This window comes from Rhizobium sp. 0TCS1.26 (genome assembly GCF_050455525.1).
GTDB lineage: Bacteria > Pseudomonadota > Alphaproteobacteria > Rhizobiales > Rhizobiaceae > Neorhizobium.
In genome coordinates this window covers 641126-664261 of record NZ_JBCIYV010000003.1, presented here as the reverse complement: position 1 = coordinate 664261, position 23136 = coordinate 641126, and the positions used below count along the sequence as shown (strand labels likewise).

Annotated in this window: 23 protein-coding genes; 11 read left to right on the top strand and 12 right to left on the bottom strand. The window is 64.1% G+C overall.

The genetic code is table 11. The features are described from left to right. Positions 1–38: 38 nt before the first annotated feature. The 4 genes from AAIH46_RS17100 to AAIH46_RS17085 all read left to right on the top strand — a co-directional run bounded on the left by AAIH46_RS17100 (position 39) and on the right by AAIH46_RS17085 (position 5364). Positions 39–1178 (top strand): alpha-D-ribose 1-methylphosphonate 5-triphosphate diphosphatase, encoded by a 1140-nt coding sequence (locus tag AAIH46_RS17100; protein ID WP_430307200.1) that lies wholly within the window; start codon positions 39–41, stop codon positions 1176–1178. Continuing rightward, positions 1171–1773: a phosphonate metabolism protein/1,5-bisphosphokinase (PRPP-forming) PhnN gene (gene phnN, locus AAIH46_RS17095; RefSeq protein ID WP_430307199.1), complete on the top strand. Its 603-nt coding sequence runs from the start codon at positions 1171–1173 to the stop codon at positions 1771–1773. Before AAIH46_RS17100 ends, phnN begins: the two co-directional genes overlap by 8 nt. Before the next feature lie 136 nt (positions 1774–1909). Next, entirely contained in the window at positions 1910–5008 is a 3099-nt protein-coding gene (locus tag AAIH46_RS17090) for a PAS domain S-box protein (protein ID WP_430307197.1), read from the top strand. Further along, complete coding sequence (locus AAIH46_RS17085) at positions 5005–5364, top strand: response regulator (protein WP_430307196.1); 360 nt, start codon at positions 5005–5007, stop codon at positions 5362–5364. Before AAIH46_RS17090 ends, AAIH46_RS17085 begins: the two co-directional genes overlap by 4 nt. A gap of 21 nt (positions 5365–5385) precedes the next feature. Here AAIH46_RS17085 and AAIH46_RS17080 read toward each other — a convergent pair whose 3' ends face one another. Both AAIH46_RS17080 and araD read right to left on the bottom strand, forming a co-directional pair. Beyond that, complete coding sequence (locus tag AAIH46_RS17080; protein WP_430307195.1) at positions 5386–6111, bottom strand: ribonuclease activity regulator RraA; 726 nt, start codon at positions 6109–6111, stop codon at positions 5386–5388. Positions 6112–6131: 20 nt separating this feature from the next. Continuing rightward, on the bottom strand, positions 6132–7868 hold the full coding sequence (gene araD / locus AAIH46_RS17075; protein ID WP_430307194.1) for an L-arabinonate dehydratase: 1737 nt from the start codon (positions 7866–7868) through the stop codon (positions 6132–6134). A 282-nt stretch (positions 7869–8150) separates the two neighbouring features. Between araD and AAIH46_RS17070 the strand changes: the two genes are divergently transcribed. After that, positions 8151–8837 (top strand): GntR family transcriptional regulator, encoded by a 687-nt coding sequence (locus AAIH46_RS17070; protein ID WP_430307193.1) that lies wholly within the window; start codon positions 8151–8153, stop codon positions 8835–8837. A gap of 31 nt (positions 8838–8868) precedes the next feature. On the opposite strand, the gene AAIH46_RS17065 is transcribed toward AAIH46_RS17070, so the two are convergent. Continuing rightward, entirely contained in the window at positions 8869–9327 is a 459-nt protein-coding gene (locus tag AAIH46_RS17065) for a MarR family winged helix-turn-helix transcriptional regulator (protein ID WP_430307192.1), read from the bottom strand. Positions 9328–9454: 127 nt separating this feature from the next. On the opposite strand from AAIH46_RS17065, the gene AAIH46_RS17060 reads away from it, so the two are divergent. Beyond that, the gene (locus AAIH46_RS17060) at positions 9455–9886 is read left to right on the top strand and encodes an organic hydroperoxide resistance protein (protein ID WP_430307191.1); all 432 of its coding nucleotides are present in this window, start codon (positions 9455–9457) and stop codon (positions 9884–9886) included. Positions 9887–9992: 106 nt separating this feature from the next. On the opposite strand, the gene AAIH46_RS17055 is transcribed toward AAIH46_RS17060, so the two are convergent. The 3 genes from AAIH46_RS17055 to AAIH46_RS17045 all read right to left on the bottom strand — a co-directional run bounded on the left by AAIH46_RS17055 (position 9993) and on the right by AAIH46_RS17045 (position 12070). Further along, positions 9993–10523 carry a DUF4142 domain-containing protein gene (locus AAIH46_RS17055; RefSeq protein WP_430307190.1) on the bottom strand — a complete coding sequence of 177 codons (531 nt, stop codon included), beginning with the start codon at positions 10521–10523 and terminating at the stop codon, positions 9993–9995. Positions 10524–10534: 11 nt separating this feature from the next. Beyond that, positions 10535–11482 carry an alpha/beta hydrolase gene (locus AAIH46_RS17050; protein WP_430307189.1) on the bottom strand — a complete coding sequence of 316 codons (948 nt, stop codon included), beginning with the start codon at positions 11480–11482 and terminating at the stop codon, positions 10535–10537. Between the two features lie 312 nt (positions 11483–11794). After that, positions 11795–12070, bottom strand: coding sequence for a pentapeptide MXKDX repeat protein (locus AAIH46_RS17045; protein ID WP_430307187.1), 276 nt, complete (start codon positions 12068–12070; stop codon positions 11795–11797). Positions 12071–12234: 164 nt separating this feature from the next. On the opposite strand from AAIH46_RS17045, the gene AAIH46_RS17040 reads away from it, so the two are divergent. Further along, positions 12235–12807, top strand: a complete 573-nt coding sequence (locus AAIH46_RS17040; protein WP_430307186.1) for a sigma-70 family RNA polymerase sigma factor — start codon at positions 12235–12237, stop codon at positions 12805–12807. Further along, a complete protein-coding gene (locus AAIH46_RS17035) occupies positions 12794–13435 on the top strand; it encodes an NrsF family protein (RefSeq protein ID WP_430307185.1) in 642 nt (213 codons plus the stop codon). The genes AAIH46_RS17040 and AAIH46_RS17035 overlap by 14 nt, the downstream gene beginning before the upstream one ends. 33 nt (positions 13436–13468) lie before the next feature. Here AAIH46_RS17035 and mnhG read toward each other — a convergent pair whose 3' ends face one another. The 6 genes from mnhG to AAIH46_RS17005 are packed head-to-tail and all read right to left on the bottom strand — an operon-like array spanning position 13469 to position 19529. Then, complete coding sequence (gene mnhG / locus AAIH46_RS17030; protein WP_430307184.1) at positions 13469–13891, bottom strand: monovalent cation/H(+) antiporter subunit G; 423 nt, start codon at positions 13889–13891, stop codon at positions 13469–13471. Continuing rightward, entirely contained in the window at positions 13888–14169 is a 282-nt protein-coding gene (locus AAIH46_RS17025) for a K+/H+ antiporter subunit F (protein WP_430307183.1), read from the bottom strand. The genes mnhG and AAIH46_RS17025 overlap by 4 nt, the downstream gene beginning before the upstream one ends. Beyond that, positions 14166–14642: a Na+/H+ antiporter subunit E gene (locus AAIH46_RS17020; protein ID WP_430307182.1), complete on the bottom strand. Its 477-nt coding sequence runs from the start codon at positions 14640–14642 to the stop codon at positions 14166–14168. Before AAIH46_RS17020 ends, AAIH46_RS17025 begins: the two co-directional genes overlap by 4 nt. Continuing rightward, positions 14642–16273, bottom strand: a complete 1632-nt coding sequence (locus AAIH46_RS17015) for a monovalent cation/H+ antiporter subunit D (RefSeq protein WP_430307181.1) — start codon at positions 16271–16273, stop codon at positions 14642–14644. Before AAIH46_RS17015 ends, AAIH46_RS17020 begins: the two co-directional genes overlap by 1 nt. After that, entirely contained in the window at positions 16270–16608 is a 339-nt protein-coding gene (locus tag AAIH46_RS17010) for a Na+/H+ antiporter subunit C (RefSeq protein ID WP_430307179.1), read from the bottom strand. The genes AAIH46_RS17015 and AAIH46_RS17010 overlap by 4 nt, the downstream gene beginning before the upstream one ends. Then, on the bottom strand, positions 16608–19529 hold the full coding sequence (locus AAIH46_RS17005) for a monovalent cation/H+ antiporter subunit A (RefSeq protein WP_430307351.1): 2922 nt from the start codon (positions 19527–19529) through the stop codon (positions 16608–16610). The genes AAIH46_RS17010 and AAIH46_RS17005 overlap by 1 nt, the downstream gene beginning before the upstream one ends. 102 nt (positions 19530–19631) lie before the next feature. Between AAIH46_RS17005 and AAIH46_RS17000 the strand changes: the two genes are divergently transcribed. From AAIH46_RS17000 to secD, 3 genes are all read left to right on the top strand, one after another. After that, positions 19632–19916, top strand: coding sequence for a helix-turn-helix domain-containing protein (locus tag AAIH46_RS17000; protein ID WP_430307177.1), 285 nt, complete (start codon positions 19632–19634; stop codon positions 19914–19916). A gap of 178 nt (positions 19917–20094) precedes the next feature. Continuing rightward, positions 20095–20430 carry a hypothetical protein gene (locus AAIH46_RS16995; protein ID WP_430307176.1) on the top strand — a complete coding sequence of 112 codons (336 nt, stop codon included), beginning with the start codon at positions 20095–20097 and terminating at the stop codon, positions 20428–20430. Between the two features lie 85 nt (positions 20431–20515). After that, entirely contained in the window at positions 20516–23029 is a 2514-nt protein-coding gene (gene secD, locus AAIH46_RS16990; protein WP_430307175.1) for a protein translocase subunit SecD, read from the top strand. The last annotated feature ends 107 nt before the right edge of the window (positions 23030–23136 follow it).

The following is a 23136-nucleotide window of genomic DNA, read 5'->3' as shown; positions in this document are numbered from 1 at the left end:
TCCGACCTGTTCGCCAACCTCATGAATGTCCCGTACCCATGTCTTCCGAACTGATCTTCACCAACTGCGCCATCATCCTCCACGACGAGATCGTCCATGGTTCGATGGTGGTGCGCGACGGCAAAATCGCTGACATCTCCTCCGGCGCCGTTGCCTCGGGCACGGATCTGGACGGCGACTACGTCATGCCGGGCTGCGTAGAACTGCACACCGATCACCTGGAAACGCATTTCCAGCCGCGCCCGAAGGTGCGGTGGAACATGGATGCCGCACTGCAGGCGCATGACGGACAGATCGCCACCTCGGGCATCACCACCGTCTTCGATGCACTGCGCGTCGGGCTGGATGGCGACACGGAACTGGGTGCGGCAGAAATGTCGGCAATGGCCGAGACCATTTCCAGCGCCTCGAAAGCCGGCAGACTGCGCGCCGAGCACTTCATTCACCTGCGCTGCGAGGTCTCCGTCGCCGATGTCGTCGATCATTTCGACCAGATGAAGGGCAATGACCGGATACGCCTCGCATCGCTGATGGACCACGCGCCGGGCCAGCGACAGTTCGTCAGCCTCGAAGCTTACCGCATCTATTATCAAGGCAAGAAGAAGCTGTCCGACAGCGAATTTGCCGCCTTCAGCGAGCGCCGGATCGCCGAATCCGCGGCCAATTCAGCGAAGAACCGCAGGCTGATCGCCGAGCGCTGCCACGCCTCCGGCATTTCGATCGCCAGCCATGACGATGCGACCGCCGAGCACGTCGCGGAAGGCCTGGAGCTCGGCATCTCGCTTGCCGAATTTCCGACGACCGTTTCGGCGGCCGAGCTTTCGCGCGAGGCCGGACTGCAGGTATTGATGGGTGCACCCAACGTCGTGCGCGGCGGATCGCATTCCGGCAACGTCTCGGCCCTCGACCTGTTGAACCGGGGGGCGCTGGACATCCTGTCTTCCGACTATGTACCTTTTAGCCTCGTCCAGGCAGCATTCCTGCTCGCCGACAAGCAGATCACCGATCTTGCGAGCGCCGTCAGGCTCGTCTCCGCCAATCCGGCGGATGCCGCCCGGCTCAACGACCGCGGCAGGATCGAGATCGGCCGCCGTGCCGACCTCGTCCGGGTTCGCGCCACGCCGGGAATGCCGCCGTTCATCGCCGGCGTCTGGCGGGAGGGCGCGCGCGTTGCCTGATCGTCGCGGGATCTTCGTCGCCATCGTCGGACCGAGCGGCGCCGGCAAGGACACGCTGCTGTCCCTCGCCCGAGAGGCGCTGCAGGATTGCCCCGGCATTCGGTTCGCCCGGCGGGTCATCACCCGCGATGCCGACGGGGCGACCGAGGATCACGACACGCTGGATGTCGCGTCGTTCCAGGAGGCGCGCACGCGTGGCGACTTCTGCCTGAGCTGGGAGGCACATGGCCTCTGCTACGGGCTGCCGGCCTCGATCGCCCTAGAATTGAAGGCTGGCAACGTGGTGGTGGCCAACATGTCGCGCCGTTCCCTCGACCTGGCGGCCGGGATCTTCGGCGGCATCGACGTGGTCGAGATCACCGCACGGCCGGAGCTTCTGATCGACCGCCTGACGGCGCGTGGGCGTGAAACGCCGGAGGAGATCGCCGCACGCGTCGCGCGCTACGCACCGGTCGAACGCCCGGTGTCAGCGATCGGCTTCCTTTCCATCGACAATTCCGACGACGTTTCGGCTGCTGCCGGGCAACTGGCGCGGCATCTGAAATCTCGAACCCGCGCCGCGGACGATCCATCGATCTCCAGTCGCACGGCCTGATCCAGGATCGAGATACTCAGGCATCCGCACGTCGCGACATCGCGCCGCAGCACATTTGCGCAAGGGGACCTTTGCAACCCCGGGCGACGCTTCTGGTTAGGAACACCGACGATAGCAGATCGTAGGATGTCCGCCGATGGAAACAATGTCTCGGGTCGGAGCCTGGCCCATCGGCGAAAGCGAGATGGCGCAGCGCATTCGGGCGCATGATTGGAGTGCGACGCCATTCGGTCCGGTCAACGCCTGGCCGGACCGGCTGAGGCACGCCATCGAACTGACCCTCGACATGCCGTTTCCAGCAGCGGTGGGCTGGGGGCCAGATCTCCTGCAGATCTACAACGACCGCGCCATCGACAGCTACGGACACCGCCATCCGGCCGCACTCGGACGGTCGTTGCTGGAGAACTTCGTCGAATCCGCCACCCGCCTGCGTGCCGCGCGCGACCGCATGTTCGCCACCGGCGAAGCCTTCGACTACGATGACGAGGCGATGCTGCTGCCCTCCGGTGACGGCGGATCCCGGCAGAGGCGCTTCACCGGCGGCTGGACGCCGATCAGGGGCGACAGTGGGGACATCCTCGGCGTCATTGCCAGCGGCATGGACACCACCGATCGGGTCCGGTCCGAAGCCGCGGTGCGGAACTCTGAGCAACTGCTCCGGGCGCTCAACAAGGCGAGCTCCTATCTCTCCTACCGCATGAGCGCCGATTGGGCAGAGATGCACGAATTCGAAGACGGAAGCGCCGCCGCGCCGGACGTCGGATCGGGCCGGGCCTGGCTGATGGACTATATCCTGCCGGCCGATCAGGATCTCGTCAACGCAGCCATCGACGAGGCAATTCGCAACAAGAGTGTCTTCGAGCTCGAGCACCGCATCCGGCGCCCCGACGGCAGCATCGGTTGGGCGCTGTCGCGTGCCGTTCCCATTCTCGGGGCGGACGGCGAGATCGTCGAATGGTTCGGTGCCGGAAGTGACGTGACAGATCGCCGGCAGCAGCAGGAACGGCAGACATTCCTGCTGCGGCTGAGCGACGAGCTGCGATCCGTGTCGGAGCCGCGCCGGATCCAGGAGGAGGCCGCACGGCTGCTCGGCGAGCACCTTCAGTCCAGCACCGTCTGCTACGACGAACTGGACGCAACGACCGGACGCTACATCGTCGGCGGGGAGTGGCATCATCCGGACGAGCCGGGTTCCAGCACCCATTGCCTGCTCGAAGAGTGGACGATCCCAGGTCTCACTGCCGGCCGGACCTGGGCGGTTGCCGACACGAGCATCGATCCAGCGGTGCCCGACGAGCACAGGTCCGGCCGTCGTGGCGATGCAATCGGCGCATTGATCGCCGCACCGTTGGTCAAGGAAGCCAGGCTGGCCGCCGTCCTGCTCGTGACCCAGAAGGCTCGACGCAAGTGGACGGCGGGCGAAATCGGTCTTGTCGAGGAAACAGCCGAGCGAACCTGGGCGGCTGTCGAAAGGGCTCGCTCGGAAGCCGCCCTTCGCGAGAGCGAGGCGACGCTCGCCGGCGTTATCGAACAGGTGCCGATGGGCGTAGCTCTCTTCGATGAGCACGGCCGGATCAAGCTCAAGAACCCGCATTTGCAGCATCTGATCGGCGACTTCATCCCCTCTCAAGACGAGGCCGGCGGGCATCACTGGCAGGGCGTCGATGCGGCTGGCCGCCCCATAGCGCTTCAAGAATATCCCGGAGTGCGCGCCCTGCGCGGCGAGGATGCGAGCCTGCCGACCGACTTCAAGCGTGTGTCAGACGGCGACGAGCGATGGCTCCGCGTCTCGGCCGTACCCGTGAAGAATGGTGCCGCGATCATCGGCGGGATCACGATCGTTCAGGACGTCACCGCAGAACGAAGCGTCCAGGCCGAGATCCTGGCACTCGGCGAGCGGAACCGGGAGATCCTGGAGAGCATCTCGGACGCCTTCTACGCAGTCGATTCCGACCTATGCTTCACCTACGTCAACCGCCGGGCGGAAGAGGTGTGGGGCAAGAAACGCGAGGAGCTGCTCGGATCGAGGTTCCTCGACGTGTTTCCGGCGGCGCTGGGTTCGGAGGCCTATGAGGCGCACCTGCAGGCGATTTCCGCGCGTGAGGTCGTGCGGCTGGAAACCGTTTCGCTCATTCTCCGGCACTGGATCGACGTCAGCATCTATCCGACGGCCGACGGCGGCCTGTCCGTCTATTTCCGCGACATCTCGGAGAAGAAGCAGGGCGACCTGGCGCGGCGCGAGAGTGAGGAACGCTATCGGATGATCCTCGAGAGCGCCCGCGACTACGCCATCTTCGCGACCGATCTCGACGGCTGCATCCAGACTTGGCCGGCTGGAGCCGAAGCCGTGTTCGGCTGGACCGCCGAGGAAGCCATTGGCCAGGACAGCGCGATCACCTTCGTGCCGGAGGATGTGGCGAAGGGTCAGCCCGGACGGGAACTGGCGGAGGCAATGGAAAATGGCGTTGCCCCGAATGTCCGCTGGCACCGCCGAAAGGATGGGGGGCGGGTGTTCATCGAAGGTTCGACCCGTCTCCTGCGCCAGGAGAACGGCGCGCCGTACGGCTTCCTCAAGATCGGCCAGGACACGACGAACCGGCACGAATGGGAAGAGACGCAGAAGGTGCTGGTCGCCGAGTTGCAGCACCGGACCCGCAACCTGATCGCAGTGGTGCGCTCTATCGCCACCCAGACCATGGCGCATACGGGTCCGACGGAAGCCTTCAGGACCGAATTCAGCGATCGCCTCTCAGCACTTTCGCGGGTTCAGGGTCTGCTCTCCCAGGCGCAGGATGAGCGGATCACGATCGGTGGTCTGGTGAAGATGGAGCTCGATGCGCTGGGTGCGGTCGCTAGCGAGCGCCTGGTGATGTCCGGCCCCGCGGTTCCGTTGCGGCACTCGGTCGTCCAGACGCTGGCGCTGGCGCTGCACGAGCTGGCGACCAACGCCCGCAAATACGGTGCGCTCTCGGCGCCGGACGGCTCTCTCCGGATCACCTGGACGACCTCCAGCGTCGAGGGCGAAGGTCGGCGGCTGCTTCTGGAATGGCTGGAGGAAGGGCTGACCCTCGCAGCCCCGTCTGGCGGTTCGGAGCGCAAAGGGTTCGGGCGTGAACTGATCGAGCACGCACTCCCCTACAGCCTTCGGGCGAAGACCAGCTTCGAACTGGGCGATGGCCGATTGCGATGCACCATCGACCTGCCTCTCGCCAAACGGAAAGGATCCGGTGGATGACGGACACGCAGCACTTCAGCGGCAAACGCCTGCTTCTCGTGGAGGACGATTACTTCATTGCGCGGGATACTGCCCGTCTTCTGACCGCCGAAGGTGCCGAGGTCGTTGGGCCGGCGTCCAACGTCGCCCGGGCGCTCGAACTGATCGATGCGCACCAGATCGATGCGGCAGTGCTCGATGTCCACCTTGGGAGCGAGATGGTATTTCCCGTCGCCGCGGCGCTCGCGGCCCGGGGTGTGCCGCACGTGTTCGCAACAGGCTATGACCAGGCCGCCATTCCGGCCCAGCACGCCAATGTCAAGCGCTGCGAAAAGCCCGTCGAGGCCTCGGCGCTGGCGAAGGCACTGTTCGGCTAACTTCCGTCCAGACCTGGAAGATCACCGGCCGTTACGATCCTTCCAGCCATCGTAGGCCGCCTGCGCTTCGTCCGTCGTCGGTGGATAGAGGCCGATGACCGAGGCGCCGGCCTGAACCTGCTCCAGCACGAAATCCTCGAATGTCTCCATGCCCTGGCATTCCTCGGCGATCTCGTCGGCGAGGTGAGCCGGAATGACCATCACGCCGTCGCCGTCACCGACCAGCACGTCACCCGGGAAGACCGGCGCATCGCCGCACGAGATCGGCACGTTGATGTCGAGCGCTTCATGGAGAGTGAGGTTGGTCGGCGCAGAGGGTCGCTGGTGGTATGCGGGCATGTCGAGACGGCCGATACCTTCCGCATCGCGGAAGCCGCCATCCGTAACGACGCCCGCGCAGCCGCGCATGGCAAGCCGGGTGATGAGGATCGACCCCGCAGAGGCCGCCCGCGCGTCCTTGCGGCTGTCCATCACCAGCACCGATCCTTCCGGGCAGGTATCGACGGCAACCCTCTGCGGATGATCCGCCTTGCGGAAGACGGTAATCGGATTGCGGTCCTCGCGCGCCGGAATATAGCGCAGGGTGAAGGCCTGGCCGACCATGTTCCTGCCTTTCCAGGCGATCGGGAAAACGTTCTGGATGAACTGGTTGCGAAGCCCGCGCTTGTAAAGCGCCGTGGCGACCGACGCTGTTGACACCTTCATCAGCTTGGCGCGGGTCTCCGTCGAAAGCACGTACTCGGTCATCGTCGTCTCCGGCTTGTTCGTCAGTTGATGGCGGGTTCGTCGACGCGCGGTCCGAACTCGGTTTTCAGGAAGTCGAAATCGCAGCCCTTGTCGGCCTGCTCGATATGCTTGGAGAACATCACGCCGTAGCCTCGCCCGTAACGCGGCGGTGGCGCCTGCCAGGCGGCGCGGCGTGCTTCCAGCTCCGCCTCCGGCACCAGCATGTTGAGGCTTCGCGCCGGAATATCGAGCTCGACCATGTCGCCTGTCCTGAGGAGCGCCAGCGGCCCGCCGACATAGGCCTCCGGAGCCACATGCAGGACGCAGGCGCCGAACGAGGTGCCGGACATCCGCGCGTCGGAGAGCCGCACCATGTCGCGCAGGCCGAGTTTCAGGAGCGCCTTCGGCATCGGGATCATGCCCCATTCCGGCATGCCAGGCCCGCCCTGCGGACCGGCATTGCGCAAGACCAGCACCGTATCGGGCGTCAGCGGATAGTCGGGGTCATCGATGATCGTCTTCAGTTCAGCATAGCTGTCGGCAACCAGGGCCGGCCCCGTATGCCGGTGAAATTTCGGATCGCAGGCCGCCGGCTTGATGACCGCGCCATCCGGACAGAGGTTGCCCTTCAGCACGGCCAGCGAACCTTCATGATAGACCGGATTGTCGAGCGGCCGGATGACGTCGTCGTTCCACACCTTGACGAGGTCCAGCCCCTCGGTGATCGGCCGCCCGTTGACGGTGATCGCCGAGGAATCGAGCTTGTCGCCGAGCTGCTTCATCAGCGCCCGAAGACCGCCAGCATAGTAGAAGTCCTCCATCAGATAGGTGGTGCCCGAGGGGCGGATATTGGCGATCACCGGCGTCGTGCGGCCGATGCGGTCAAGGTCGTCCAGTTCGAGGGGAATGCCGGCGCGCCGCGCCATGGCGATCAGGTGGATGATGGCATTGGTCGAGCAGCCTGTCGCCATCGCCACCGTCACCGCATTTTCGACGGCCGCCGGCGTGACGATCATGTCCGGCGTCAGGTCTTCCCAGACCATCTCGACGATACGTCGCCCGCACTGCGTCGACATCCGCTGGTGCCCCGCATCGGCGGCCGGAATGGACGAGGCGCCGGGCAGCGTCAGCCCCATCGCCTCGGCAATTGCCGTCATCGTCGAAGCCGTGCCCATCGTCATGCAGTGGCCGTAGGAGCGGGCGATGCCGCCCTCGATGCCCGTCCACTCGTCCTTGCTGATCGTTCCGGCCCGGCGCTCGTCCCAGTACTTGAACCCATCCGTGCCGGAGCCAAGGTACTTGCCCGCGTAGTTGCCGCGCAGCATCGGACCGGCCGGCAGATAGACGAACGGCAGCCCCATGCTGAGCGCCCCCATCACCAGACCAGGCGTTGTCTTGTCACAGCCACCCATCAGCACCGCACCGTCGACCGGGTGCGAGCGGAGCAGCTCTTCCGCCTCCATCGCCAGCATGTTGCGGTAGAGCATCGTCGTCGGCTTGACGAAGTTTTCCGACAGCGACAGTGCCGGCAGTTCCATCGGGAAGCCACCGGCCTGCAGCACGCCGCGTTTTACCCATTCGACGCGATCCTTGAAGTGCATGTGGCACGGCTGCGCGTCCGACCAGGTATTGAGGATGGCGATGATCGGACGGCCTTCCCAGTCGACCGGATCGTAGCCCATCTGCATGGTGCGAGAGCGGTGACCGAAGGAACGCTGGTCGTCTGGAACCATCCAGCGCGCCGAGCGGAGCTGGTCGTAAGTCTTGCGCTGCTTCATGATGATGTCCGATGGGTGGTGGAGCCTCGCCCGAGCCGGGTCCTGATGCGGTCGGACCGCGATCGGCAACGACGGCAGTGCGACGCAGGCTGGTGCGGCGATGGGATCATGATGCCCGTCGATGCGACGCGAGGATCGATCACGGAACCCTCCTCCGAAGCCCATGAGCCGGGAACGCTCCCGTTCACAGATTGATAAACTAAAACATCAGTTGGTCAACGGGCTTATATATCAGTTTCTTGTTCTCCTCCCGCGCGCTATATTCGATGCCACGGAGACCTGATGGATACGCTGCCTTTACCCGCCGCCCCGCCCACCCGGCGGATATCGACCTCCCGCCAGGTCTACGACCTGCTGCGCGATCGCATCATCTCGCTCGACCTCGTCCCGGGCGCGCAGCTTTCGCGCAGCGAGATCGCGCTCTTCTACGGTGTCAGCCAGACGCCGGTGCGCGATGCACTGCAGATGCTGGCGACGGAAGGGCTGGTCCTCGTCTATCCGCAATCACGGACCGAGATCTCGCGGATCGACATCGGCCAGGCACGCGAAACGCAGTTTCTGCGCATGTCGCTTGAGCTGGAGGTCGTCCGGGCGCTTGCGGCAACGCGGCCGAAGGCGACGCTCGACAGGATGCAACAGCTGGTGGCCGAGCAGGAGAGCGCCCGGGATACGGATCTCGGCCAATTCGCCCTGCTCGACCGGCAGTTTCACCGGACGATGTTCGAAGGCGCCGGCATTCCCAATCTCTGGACGCTGATCCAGTCGAGATCAGGCCATATCGACCGGCTGCGCAAGCTGAACCTGATGGATCCCGGCAAGGCAGGAGCTATCCTTGCGGCACATACGCAGATCGTCGACCACCTGCGGCATGGCCGCATTGCGGCGCTGGAAGACGTCGTGCGACGGCACCTGACCGGGACGCTGGCGACGGTGGAAGCCATCCGTGTCGCACACAGCCAGTTTTTCTGAAGCAATACCGGAAAAGAGATGCGGACCGGCGTCAGTCGTTGCGGACGGCACTCAGATTGGCGGTCAGCTGATTGATCGTCGCCAGCGTTTCTTCCGCCGTCTTTCGATCCATGCCGATTGCCTCGGTGACGTGGCGCGTCACCGATTCGGATGCAACTTCGAGCCGGCGGCCTTGCTCGGTCAGGAAAATGTCGACGCGCCGTTCGTCGGCTGCACGCCGCTCCTTCTTCACCAGCCCCATCACCGTCAGCCGCTTGAGGATCGGCGTGACGGTACCGGTGTCGAGACCGAGTCGTTCGCAGATATCACCAACGGACAGAGAACCATCTGCCCAAAGCAGGCGCATGATCAGGAATTGCGGGTAGGTCAACCCGACCGGCTCAAGGGCCGCGCGGTAGACGCGATTGAACGCCTGCCCCGCCTTGTAGACGGAGAAGCACAGCATGCGGTCAAGACCAAGCTCGTCGTATGTCTGATGCGGTGTGTCCATGAGCGGGATATATATTGCGCAAAATATAATTGCAAGGCGTTGACAGGCGGATGATCAACCAATAGATTGCGTGCTATAAGATCACGAACTATAGAAATCGATCATCGTTCACACAAGGAGAGCACCTATGTCTGTTGATGCAAAGTACAAGACAACTGCAACCGCAAACGGCGGCGGCCGTGATGGCAAGACGGCACTCGCCGACGGCACGCTGGAACTGCAGCTGGTCGTGCCGAAGGAACTCGGCGGACCGGGCGGCGACGGTGCCAACCCGGAGAAGCTTTTCGCACTCGGTTACTCGGCCTGCTACCTCGGCGCCCTGCGCGTCGGCGCACAGCAGCTGAAGACGAAGGTGCCGGAAGGCTCGACGGTCACCGCGACCATCGGCATCGGCCCCCGCTCGGAAGGCGGCTTCGGCATCACCGCGGCTCTCGACGTCTACCTGCCGGGCATGGCGGAAGCCGAAGCCCAGCAGCTGGCGGAAACCACGCACGGCATCTGCCCCTATTCGAACGCCATCAAGGCAAGCGTCGACGTCGCAACGACCGTTCGCACCTGATTTCCAGCGGAAACCTGTCCGCTTCCGAGAACCCGGCCATACCCCGTATGGCCGGGTTTTTCTTCTGAGGGACAGCGACCTGCAAAGGGACGCTGTCCTCTCTCCATCAATGCGCGGCGACGAGCTTCGCCACGTGCATCTTGTGCATTTCGAGCGTCGGCAGCGTCTTCTTCGCGAACGTCTTGGTGGCGTCATCGTCGCCGCCCTTGGCGTAGGTCGCAAACAGCGTGACGGCCTCCATATGTGCGACGTTCTGCATCTCGATGTAGAGCGGCTGGAACTCCTGCTCCGAGGCGCCTTTCAGCGTTTCCAGCATGGCGGCGTGCTTGGGCGAGAGCATGCCGTCGGCATCCACCTTGGCGGCACTCTTCAAGTCCTTGCCGGCTTTGGTGTGATCCTTGATCATCTGCTGCGCGAACTCCTTCACGTCTCCATCGCGAGCCTTCTGTTGGGCGAGCTTGCTGGATTCGATCTCGAACATGTTGGAGCTCTGGACCTGCTTGACGAAGGATCCCTTGTCCATGTTCATCGCCGGGGCCGCGGTATCCGCCTTGGCCGGCATTTTGGCGGTGGAGAGCGAAGCTCCGCTGACGAGAAGCGCGGCCGCGACGAGCGAAGTGGAAATGATGTTTTTCATCGTGAGGCTCCTCAGTTGGCCTTGCCGAATGCGGCTTGCAGATCGGCCACGGCCAGATCCATTGCGTCCTTGGCGGCCGGCACGACCTTGGCCATGCCGAAGAACTCGTGCGTCACGCCCGGGAAGATCTTCGAGTTGACGGCAACGCCGGCATCCTTGAGCTTGGCGGCATAGGTTTCGCCATCCGAGCGAAGCGGATCGATCTGGGCGAGGATGACAGTCGCCGGCGCCACACCGGCAAGATCGGAACGACCATTCAAGTTGATGCGCGGATCGGCGGCCTGATCCATCGAGGTCGTGCTGTTCTTCACGAACCACTCCATGTCGGCCTTGCCGAGCGGCTTGGCCTCGGCATTTTCCTGGTAGGACGGCGTGTTCATGTCGTTGCCGGCGATCGGGTAGACCAGCAGCTGATGCACCGGCATCTTGGCCTTCTTTTCCTTCGCCATCAGCGCCACGTTGGCAGCCAGGTTGCCGCCGGCACTCTCGCCGGCCACGGCGATGCGGTCAGCGTCGCCATTCAGTTCGTGGATGTTCTCGACCGTCCACTGATAAGCGGCCCAGGCATCGTCGTGGGCAGCCGGAAACTTGTGTTCCGGTGCGTGGCGATATTCGGCGGACACCACGATGGCGTTGGTGTTCAGCGCCAGCGCCCTCGGCGTCGCATCATAGACATTGATGTCGGCGACCACGAAGCCACCGCCGTGATAGTAAACGACCACCGGGAACGGGCCCTCGCCGCCGGGAATGTAGACGCGCGCCGCGATGCTTCCCTGCTTTGTGGGGATCGCGATGTCGCGCGTCGTCACCTGCGCATCAGGATTGCTGGAAATGCGCTTGTCCCACTGGATGGCACGGGCGGCGTCGGCTGCGCTTGCCTGCGTGCGGGCTTCCGCTACCGTCAGGCTGGCGAAGGGATTGGCATCGAGAGCCTGCAGCTTGTCGAGTACGGCCTGCATTTCCGCGGCCGGCTTCGGCGCTTCCTGTGCCTGCGTGGTACCAGCCAGGCACAGCAACAGGGCCGCTGCCGCAGCGCTGCTCGATGACGTAATGTCATGAGAGTTCTCCGTTGGATAGCAACCGAAGAACCGCGAGAAACAGCTAATGTTCCAGCTTCTTATGGGAGGCTGCACCCGCAACTCGACGCTGAAATCTGCAACGGCAGGAAAGATCGACACCAGCTCATAGTCTTGTCAAAGAACCGCGCCGGTAACGGCAATCAGATCGCCGGCGCGGTGACGTTAGCGTGAGGTCCTACGACACGGACCGGATCAGTTCATCGTATCGCAGGCCTTCATCATCTCGGACTTCTTCATGCTGTTCTTTTCCATGCCTGCCTTATGCATGCAGTCCGTCTTGGTGCCGGCGGTGGTCGTCATTCCGGAGGACTTCATCGGATCCGCCTTCATGGTGTCGGTCTTCATCGTGTCGGTCTTCATGGTGTCCGTCTTCATCGGCGCAGGGCTGGTCTGAGCTTGGGCGACGCCCGCCGTCATGGCGAGACCCAGAAGGATGGCACCGACGGTGCTGGAACGGTGGCTGATCATGTTGCTTCTCCCGGTTGATGTGCTCGCCGCAGGTCGCGCCAAAGGTCACATGCTGGAAGTTCGGCGCGAGCGAAGCAACGGTTACAAGGATCACGACCAAGTGATCGCAAGCCTTCCCTCGCATTTTCCGACATACGGGTGTAACCGTTTCACGGCAGCGCCGTATGAAGCTTACCGACATGACGCAGTTGATCGAGCCTGAGCTGAAATCGCTGATGCTCTTGTCCCTGGATGGAGACGAGGTCGCCTACCGCTGCCTGCTCAACGCCCTGCGACACCTGCTCGTCAACTACTATGGCCGGCGCATGAATGGTTCGGCGGGCGGAGACGTTGACGACCTGGTACAGGAGACCCTGCTGGCGCTGCACCAGCGACGAATAACCTACGACCGGCAAAGGCCGTTTACCGCCTGGTTCTTCACGATCGCCCGCCACAAGCTGGTTGATCACTACCGTCGCCATGGCGGCCGTCACCACGTACCGCTGGATGCAGTCGGCGACATCGTCGACAGCAGCAACGGCAGCGAGGCCGCAGCGGCAAGCCTCGATGTCGAGCGGTTGCTGGCAAGCCTGCCGGCCTGGCAGGGGCAGATGATCCGCCAGGTGCGACTGGAAGGGCGTTCGGTCGCCGAGACCGCAGCAAGCGGCGGGCGAACCGAGGCGATGGTCAAGATCGGCGTGCACCGCGGCATCAAAGCGTTGGCCGCAAGAATGAGAGGCGACCGTGACGACGGATGATCTGATCGACAGACTGGCAAGCGACCTGCGCCCCGTCGCGCCGAATGCGCTTGGCCGCCTGCTGGTTCTTGCGCTGCCGCCTGCGCTTGCGGTCTCTGCGGCCCTGATCGTCTTCGTCCATGGTCTGCGTCCCGATCTTGCGCAGGCGATATTGCTTCCGGCGTTCTGGGTGAAGTCGGCCTATCCGCTGCTGCTGGCGATCATCGGCATCGGTGCGATGGTGATCGTTGCTCGTCCCGGCGGCGTGCCGAGGGCAGCGGGTGCTAGCGCACTCCTCGTCTATATCGGAGTTCTGACGCTTGCATTGTGGCAGTTGCACCTGGCACCTGCCGCCGACTATCGGCAACTTGTATTCGGTGTTTCGGCCTGGTTCTGCCCGATCGCGGTGCTGGCAAGCGGTGCGCCGATACTCGCCGCACTCACCTGGTTCCTGCGCAAGGCGGCGCCGACCAGGCTGCGGCTGGCGGGCTTCGTCGCCGGCATTACATCCGGAGCTGCCGGCGCCTGGGTGTATTCCTGGGGCTGCATCGAGAACGGCCTCACCTTCGTCGCGCTCTGGTACACGACGGGCATCCTGCTGATGGGCCTGATCGGAATGGCATCCGGTCGCCGGCTGCTCGCCTGGTAGGCATCGCCGAGCCGGTCCAGCTGCGCGGCGACGTCACTTCGGCAACGGCGTCACTTCGGCGACGGCATCGCGCGGCGTGGCCTCGGCCGCTTCCACCACCGCATGGACGGCATGCTTGGCGGGAACCGCAGCATTTCCTTCGGACCGATCGCGATGCAGCGCTGCACGGGCCAGCAGCATGAAGGTCACAGGCGTGGTGATGGTGACGAACAGGCCGATCAGGATCTCATGGACGACGAGACGCGACGACCCCACCGAAAAGTAGATGATCGACGCCACCATGATCCCGCCGGTTCCCCAGCTGGTGCCAAGCGTCGGTGCATGCAGCCGCTCGTAGAAGGTCGGCAGGCGCAGGAAGCCGATCGTGCCGATCAGCGCCAGGGCTGCGCCGAGAAGCAGGAAGAACGCGACGATGATCGCCGCCCACAGCGGCAGGTCGAGGACTGGCTGAGTCATTCGATCACCTCGCCGCGCATCAGAAATTTTGCGAGCGCCAGGGTCGCGACGAAGCCCAGCATGCCGATCACCAGGGCGGCCTCGAAGTAGACGGTGCGTCCGGTGCCGATGCCGAAAGTGACGAGCAGCAGCATGGCGTTGATGTAGAGCGTATCCAGGCTCATGATGCGATCCTGGGCTCGCGGACCGGTGAAGATCCGGACGGCGGCGACCAACATCGCGCAACCAAGCAGAAGCTGGGCGATCGAAACGGCGGTGAACAGGATGATGGCGCTCATGCGAAAATCTCCAACAACAGGGCCTCGTAACGCTGCTTGATCGTGGCCGCCCAGGTCTCCTTGTCGATCAGGTCGAGCACGTGGATCAGCACAGTCTTGTCGCCGCTGTCGTATTCCAGCCATGCCGAACCGGGCGTCGCGGTGAGGATGACGGCCATGATGGCAAGCGCTGTCGGATCCTCGATCTTGAGCGGCACGAGCAGGAAGCCCGAGGTGTTCTCGCGCCGCTTGCCCTGCAGCAGCAGCCAGGCGACGGCGATATTGGAGCGGATGACGTCGACGAACACGACGACGAACAGCTTCGGCAGCAGATACCACTTCCTCAGCCGCGGCTTGTCGGGTCGAAGCGCTGCCTGAGCCCAGCCGGCAAAGATCGCCACCATCGAGCCGAAAAGCAGGTGACCGACAGTGAACCCGTTGAGCAGCAGCCACATCAGGACAAGGCAGAGACTGAGAACTGGGTAGGGCAGCATCACGGCGCCCCCTTTGCAACGTCCGGCGTCGGACGCCAGCCATCGACCCGGACGGCGTTTCGCACCGCGTCGATGTAGATCGACGGCTGGGACAGCGTCCGGATGGTCGTATCCATGTAGCGCATCGCCGGGCCTGCCTGGATGGTCAAAGCCATGGTCAGCGACAGCAGGAACATTACCGGCACCAGCTCGATGACCAGCACCCGCGGAACCGTCCCCTCGAGCGAGCTCCAGAAGGTGCGGATCCCGACGCGCGTCATGGCGATCAGCGCCGCGACGCCAGACAGGATGACCAGCACGATCAGCGTCCAGACGGCAGCATCCGGCGGCGTGCCGATGGCGCCGATCCCCATCATCGCCGACAGCATGGCGAACTTGCCGATGAAACCGGACAGCGGCGGCAAGCCGGCCAGCAGGATGGTGCAGGCGGCAAAGCAGGTTCCAAGGATCGCCATCGTTCCCGGCATCATGACGCCGTCCTCCTCCTCCAGCCGCTCGTCCTCACCGTCGCCATAGGCCTCCATCGTCACCGTCAGAACGTTGGCGCCAGCATCCTGGCCGCGCTCGACGAGTTCGATCAGCATGAACAGGGCGCTAATGGTGAAGGTGGAACTGACCAGATAGAGCAGCGCACCCGACGAGACCGCCCCGTCGCTGATGCCGACGACCATCAGCATCGTCCCGGACGACACGAGCACGGAATAGCCCGCAAGCCGGCCGAGCGCCTGCGACGCCAGCACGCCGATGGTGCCGAAGATGAGCGTGGCGATGCCGCCGAACAGCAGCACCTCGGAGCCGAAGCCGGCCGAAGGGCCGTCGGCAAACAGCAGCATCGTCAGCCGCAGGATGACGTAGATGCCGAGCTTGCTGAGGATGGCAAAGATGCCAGCGACGGGTGCGGCGGCGGCGCTGTAGGCCGTCGGCAGCCAGAAGCAGAGCGGCCACATGCCGGCCTTGATCAGGAACGCCACACCGAGCACCCCCGCCCCAGCCTCCATCAGCATGCGGCGATCCGGCTCGATCTGCGGAATGCGGGCGGCGAGATCCGCCATGTTGAGGGTGCCGGCCGTTCCGTAGATCAGGCTGACGCCGATCAGGAAGAAGAACGCCGCGACGAGGTTGACGGCGATGTAATGCATCCCCGCCTTCACCCGCATCGGACCCGAGCCGTGCAGCAGCAGGCCGTAGGAAGCCGCCAGCATGACCTCGAAGAAAACGAACAGGTTGAACAGGTCGCCGGTCAGGAAAGCTCCGTTCAGCCCCACCAGCAGCAGCTGGAACATGCTGTGATAATGGGCACCGACCGCATGCCAGCGGGCCATCGAGAACACCAGTGCGGCAAGCGCCAGCAGCGCCGTCAGCAGCAGCATGAGCGCCGACAGCCCGTCGACGACGAGCACGATGCCGAAGGGGGCTGCCCAGTTGCCGAGCAGGTAGACGCCGTCGAAATCGTTCGGATTGCTTTCGATGCGGAACAGGACGAAGGCAATGAGCAACATGATGATCGCCGAAGCCAGGCTGATCATTGCCTTGGTGACGCGCTTGCGCTCGTCGAAGAACAGCAGCACGGCAGCGGCGATCAGCGGCACCAGGATCGGCGCGATGATCAGATGGTGGCTCCAGGAGATCATTTCAGGTCGTTCCTCCCGTCCACGTGGTCGTTGCCGGTCAGCCCGCGCGAGGCGAGCATGACGACGAGGAACAGCGCTGTCGTGGCAAAGCCGATGACGATGGCCGTCAGGACCAGCGCCTGCGGCACCGGATCGGACAGGACCGAGGGATCGACACCCTCTTCGAGGATCGGCGGCAGGTTGCTCTTCACGCCGCCGACGCCGAAGATGAACAGGTTGACGGCATAGGAGAGCAGCGAAAGCCCGACGATCACCTGATAGGTGCGCGGCCGCAGGATGAGCCACACGCCGCAGCCGGTCATCGCGCCGATGGCAATAGACAGGACCAGTTCCATCAGCTGTCCTCCACCTTGGCCGCGCCGATCGCCTTCAGGCGATTGTTGCGGATGGACTGGTGGGCGAGCGCCACCATGATCAGCACCGTCGATCCGACGACGAGAGCGAAAACCCCGAGGTCGAAGAGCAGCGCGGTGGCTGCCGGCACCTTGCCGATCAGCGGCAGATCCAGATACCGTGAATGCGAGGTGAGGAACGGATAGCCGAGGAACCAGGCGCCGATGCCGGTCGCCGCTGCGATCAGCAGTCCGCCGCCCATCCAGCGCACCGGCAGGATGCGGATGCGATCCTCCGCCCAGCGCGTTCCACCGGCCAGGTACTGCAGCAGGAAGGCGATCGACAGGGTAAGCCCGGCGGAAAATCCGCCGCCCGGCATGTCGTGGCCGCGCATGAACAGGTAGACGGAAAGCGTCAGGATGACCGGGAACAGCCACTGCATGATGACCGACGGGACGAGCAGGTAGTCGCGCACGGTATCGCCCGGAGAGCGCTCGGGACGCTCCTCGTCGAAGCGGTTCTGGATGCGCTGCTGTTCGGGCATGTCGATGCTGTCGGCCGCCGGACGGAAACGTCGCAGCAGGGCATAGACCGTCAGTGCCACGACGCCGAGCACGGCGATTTCGCCCAGCGTGTCGAAGCCCCGGAAGTCGACGAGAATGACGTTCACGACATTGCGGCCGCCGCCCTGCTCGTAGGCGTTGTCGAGGAAATACGTGGCGATCGCATCGGGCACCGGCATGGTCATGACGGCGAACGCGATGAACGACATGCCGACGCCGCAGGCGATGGCCAGCAGCAGGTCGCGGAACCGCCGGAAGCGGCTGCGCAGGGTGATCACCTCGCCGACATCGACATTGCGCTTCGGCAGCCATCGAAGACCGAGAAGGATGAGAACCGTGGTGACGATCTCGACCAGCAGCTGGGTGATGGCGAGGTCCGGCGCCGACAGCCAGACGAAGGTGATGCACACGATCAGCCCCACGCCGCCGAGCATCACCAGGGCCGCAAGCCGGTGATACTTGGCGAGATAGGCCGCGCCGATAGCTAGCGCCGTTCCGAGCAGCCAGACAATTGCGAAAGCCGGGTCTATGCCGGAAAATGCCAGCGGCCGCACTTCGAAGCCCGAGAGCAGCAGCGGCAGCAGTCCCGCCATGAAGCCGGTTGCGACGACCCAGCGCAGTTGCGGCTGCAGATTTCGCGTGCCGATGCGGCTTTCCGCCATGCGCGCCCAGCGCCACGACACCGTGACCAGAACCCGTTCGAAGATACGCTGGCCGCGCAGCCTGCGGAAGAACGGCGGACCATCCTGACAGCACGACAGGTAGGGCTTCAGGGCGAAATAGAGGACGGTTCCGCCGATCAGAGCGATGAAGCTCATCAGCAGCGGCAGGTTGAACCCGTGCCACACGGCAAGGCTGAATTCCGGCGCCCGGGTCCCCAGCACGCTGGTGACCGCCGTATCGAGAAACGGTCCGATCGACAGGGACGGGACAATGCCGACCACCAGGCAGACGACGACGAGGAACTCGACCGGGAAGCGCATCCAGCGGGGCGGCTCGTGCGGCTTCGGCTTCGGTAAGTCGACCGGCGGCGGTCCGAAGAAGACGGTGTGGATGAAGCGCAGCGAATAGGTGACGCTGAAGGCGCTGGCGAGCGTCGCCACATACGGCAGGATGCTGTCCAGCAGCGAATCGGCATGCGTCTCGACGGCCTCGGCGAAGAACATCTCCTTCGACAGGAAGCCGTTGAGCAGCGGCACGCCGGCCATCGCCGCACTCGCCACCATCGCCAGCGTTGCCGTGAACGGCAGGTAGCGAAACAACCCGCTCAACCGCTGCATGTCGCGCGTGCCGGTCTCGTGATCGATGATGCCGGCGGCCATGAACAGCGACGCCTTGAAGGTAGCGTGGTTGAGCATGTGGAAGATGGCGGCGACCATCGCCAAAGGACTGCCGAGGCTCAGAAGCGTGGTGATAAGGCCGAGATGGCTGATCGTCGAATAGGCGAGCAGGCCCTTCAGGTCCCGCTGGAAGACGGCGAAATAGGCGCCGAGCAGAAGCGTCAGCATGCCCGCAGCGCCGAGCAGGAAGAACCACTCGTAGGTCCCGGCCAAAGCCGGCCAAAGGCGCGCCAGCAGGAAGACGCCGGCCTTCACCAGCGTTGCCGAATGCAGATAGGCTGACACCGGCGTCGGCGCTGCCATGGCGTTCGGGAGCCAGAAGTGGAACGGGAACTGCGCGCTCTTGGTCAAGGCGCCGAGCAGGATGAAGATCAGCGTCGGCAGGTACAGTGCGTGGGCGCGGATGGCGTCGCCGGACGCCAGGATCTTGTCGAGGTCGTAGCTACCGACGATGTTGCCGAGCAGCAGCATGCCTATCAGCAGGCAGAAGCCGCCTATGCCGGTGATGGTGAGTGCCATGCGGGCCCCGTCGCGGGCCGAGGGGATGTGATGCCAGTAGCTGATCAGCAGGAAGGAGAAGATGCTCGTCAATTCCCAGAAGATCGACAGCAGGATCACGTTTCCCGAAATGATGATGCCGAGCATGGCACCCATGAAGGCGAGCAGGAACGAGAAGAAGCGCGGGATCGGATCATCGTCGCCCATGTAGTAGCGGGCGTAGAGCACGACGAGGAAGCCGATCGCCGTTACCAGCATGGAGAAGATCCATGCAAAGCCGTCCATCCGAAGCGTGAAGTTGAGACCCAGCTGCGGGAGCCATTCGGCTTCAAACCGCAGCACATTGCCGCTCGTCACATAGGCGTAGGCGATTGTCGTCAGGCAGAGCGAGGCAAGCGCCACACCGCCGGCGACGAACACGGGCAGGTCGCGCGACGTCGTATTGAGAAGCAGGCCGGAGACGAGGCTGCCGATGAATGGCAGAGCAAGCAACAGGACGAGGAGATAGGGCTCGAACGTTATCCCAACGGATTATTTCCTTTCACGCTGCGAACGAGTGCACCGGCATGACCGCCGCAGATCGCCGCAACTGGCCCCCTAGCAATTTTTCCAAGGACGCCATATATGATCAATATCAACCAATATGGGCAGCTTGGTCCGATGGGTCAACTCGCACACGACAAAATTTTATCGCCGGCACTGTGTCGCGCCGCACGTGGTTTTCTCGACTGGACACAGGCGGAACTGGCCGACCGGTCGGGCGTATCGCGCAGCACGATCCGCGATTACGAGGGCCACCGGCATGATGTGCATCGGGCGACCGAAGCGCAGCTGCGGCTGGCATTCGAGCGCGGCGGGATCTCCTTCGTCCCGATCGAGGGCGATACGATCGGCATCTGCAATCCCTGATCTTGCCGAACACGTGGGGGCCAGGATTTCGCGACGATCGGTTTGTATCGGACCGGACACTCGTATATGCCGTGCCTTCCAACGTAAAGGAGACACGCCGATCCGCCTTTCCGCCTCCAGCAGCCCTTGGAGCTTTGCCGCGACCCTCGCTCACGCGATCGCCTGCGCGCAGAGCCTGTTGCTGCTGTTGCTGCTGTTCTACCCATCGGCGCAGAGCAAGCGCGACCTCGATGTCGCCGATCTGCTTGCCATGTCCTCGACGCCCGCCTCCGCGGATCACGAGGGGTTGGCAAAGCGCGAGAGCACGCGTCCGACGCTTGCTGCCGATCACGGGACCCGCAGCAAGGCGCGGCTGATCGATCCGCCGGACTTCGACCTGTCCCATGGCGCTCGTGTCGCCGGCTCCAGCTGGCACAGTCAACGAACAGGTCGGGATGACGGCTGGCTTTCGGCTTCGGCGCCTGTTGCTGCATTTCAGCCGCGCGCACCGCCGCCGGCAGGTCACACGTCATGACCTGAAGCCTTCGGGCTTTCACGACTTATCCGGCGACCGCTGCCTTGAATCAGGCAGACCGCCCAGCAAATCTGGAACGACGACATTGAAGAACTCACTCTGGAAGGTGATGACGTATCTGATCGTCATCGTCATCGGCGTGCTGATCGCCCTGCCGAACGCACTGCCTGAAAAAACCCTTGCCGGCTGGCCCAACTGGCTGCCGCACGAACGCGCCTCTCTCGGTCTTGACCTGCGCGGCGGCTCGCACCTCGTGCTCGAAGTGGACCGGCCGTCGCTCGAAAACGAATGGCTGCAGACGCTCACCCAGGAATCGCGCACCAGCCTGCGCGAAGCCGGCATCGACTTCCGCTCGGTGCAGCGGCAGGGCGGATCGGTGGCGGTGACCATTACCGATCCCGCCAGGCGCGATGCCGCACGCGATGAACTTGCCAAGCTCGGCAGCGGCGTGCCAACCGGCATCGGTGCAGGAGCAAGCGAGCTCGACGTTTCGTTGCGTGGCAACGACACCGTGCTGCTGCGCCCGTCAGAAGCCGGCGTCACCTACCGCATGAGCAATGCCGTCGAGCAGAGCCTCGAGATCATCCGCCAGCGCGTCGACCAGGTCGGCGTCGCCGAGCCGACGATCCAGCGGATCGGCGGCGACCGGGTTCTCGTCCAGCTACCGGGCGAGCAGGATCCGTCCAACCTTCGCGCACTTCTCGGCTCGACGGCCAAGATGAGCTTCCACCTGCTGGGCCGCGAAGGCGAACCCGGCATCACCATGATCGCCGACGAAGAGGGCCGCAACTACCCGGTCCAGGATCGTGTCCTGCTGTCCGGCGACCGCCTGACGGATGCCCGCGTCTCGTTCGAGCAGAACACAAACCAACCGGTCGTCAGCTTCCGCTTCGATCAGGCCGGCGCCACCCGCTTTGCCCAGATCACCCGCGAGAACGTCGGCAATCCGTTTGCCATCGTGCTGGACGGAAAAGTGCTGAGCGCGCCGGTCATCCGCGAACCGATCACCGGCGGCTCAGGCCAGATCTCCGGAGACTTCTCGGTCGCCAATGCCAACACGCTGGCGGCCCTCCTGCGCGCCGGCGCGCTGCCGGCCAAGCTCACCGTGATCGAGGAACGCACCGTCGGCGCCGATCTTGGCGGCGACGCCATCGAGCGCGGCATCCTGTCGGGCCTCATCGGCTTTGCGCTGGTCGTCGGCTTCATCATCGTCCTCTACGGATCCTGGGGCATCCTCGCCGTCGTCGCTCTGGCGCTCAACGTCATCCTGACGTTTGCCGGCCTGACGATGGTCGGCGCCACACTGACGCTGCCCGGCATCGCCGGTATCGTGCTCGGCATCGGTCTTGCGGTCGACGCCAACGTCCTCATCAACGAGCGCATCCGTGAAGAGACGCGCAAGGGCAGAGGCGCCTATGCGGCGATCGACCAGGGCTTTGCCAAAGCCTATTCGACGATCATCGACAGCAACGTCACGGCGCTGATCGCAACGGTCCTGCTGTTCTGGTTCGGCTCGGGCCCGGTGCGCGGCTTTGCCGTCACCATGGGCCTCGGCATCGCCATCTCGATGTTCACCGCCGTCGCCGTCGTTCGCGTCGCGATGATCGCCATCGTCCGCCGCCGGAAGATGAAGGTCATCAACATCCGACCGCTGGTGGCCATCGGCCTCATCCGCGACGGAACGAAGATCGACTTCATGAAGGCGCGGATGTTCGGTATCGGCATCTCCGCCTTCCTGTCGATCTCCTCGATCATCCTGTTCATCACCCCCGGCCTCAACTACGGCGTCGACTTCAAGGGCGGCATCCAGCTTGAGGTGTCGACCCGCGAACCGGCCGATCTGGCGCGCTTCCGTTCGGGCATCGAAGGCCTCGGTCTCGGTGAAGTGGCGCTGCAGGAATTCGGCGACCGCAACCACATCCTGATGCGCCTCGAACGCCAGCCGGGACCGGAGACAGCGCAGACCGAGGCCGTCGAAAAGCTGAGGTCGGAGATCGTCAAGATCGACCCGACCGCCAAGGTCGAGCGCACCGAGGTCGTCGGCCCGAAGGTCAGCGGCGAGCTGGCAATCGCCGGCATCACCTCGGTGGTGCTCGCCAGCCTTGCAATGCTCATCTACATCTGGGTGCGCTTCGAATGGCCGTTCGCGGTCGGCGCCATCGCGACGCTTGTCCTCGACGTGACGAAAACGGTCGGCTTCTTCGCGCTGACCGGGTTGGACTTCAACCTGACGGCCATCGCCGCCCTGCTGACGCTGGTCGGATATTCGGTGAACGACAAGGTCGTCGTCTACGACCGAATGCGCGAGAACATGCGGCTCTACAAGTCGATGCCGTTCCGCGACCTGATCAACCTGTCGATCAACGAAACGCTGGCGCGAAGCCTCTACACCTCCGCCACGGCGTTCCTGGCCATGGTGCCGATGGCCATCTGGGGCGGAAGCGCGGTGGAAAGCTTTGCCGTACCCATGGTGTTCGGCATCTTCATCGCGGCGTCCTCGTCGGTGTTCATCGCCGCTCCCATCCTGCTGTTCCTCGGCGACTGGCGAGCCAAGCGCCAGAAGCAGCAGCAACTGGCTCCGGCAACGGCCTCGGAATAGGCCCGCGAAACAGGACCATCGGTGTTTCGACGCCGATGGTCCAACATACGGGCGGTTATTCGGGAAGCGAACAGTGCGTTCACGTCGCTCCTCTCGCATTGAACGGC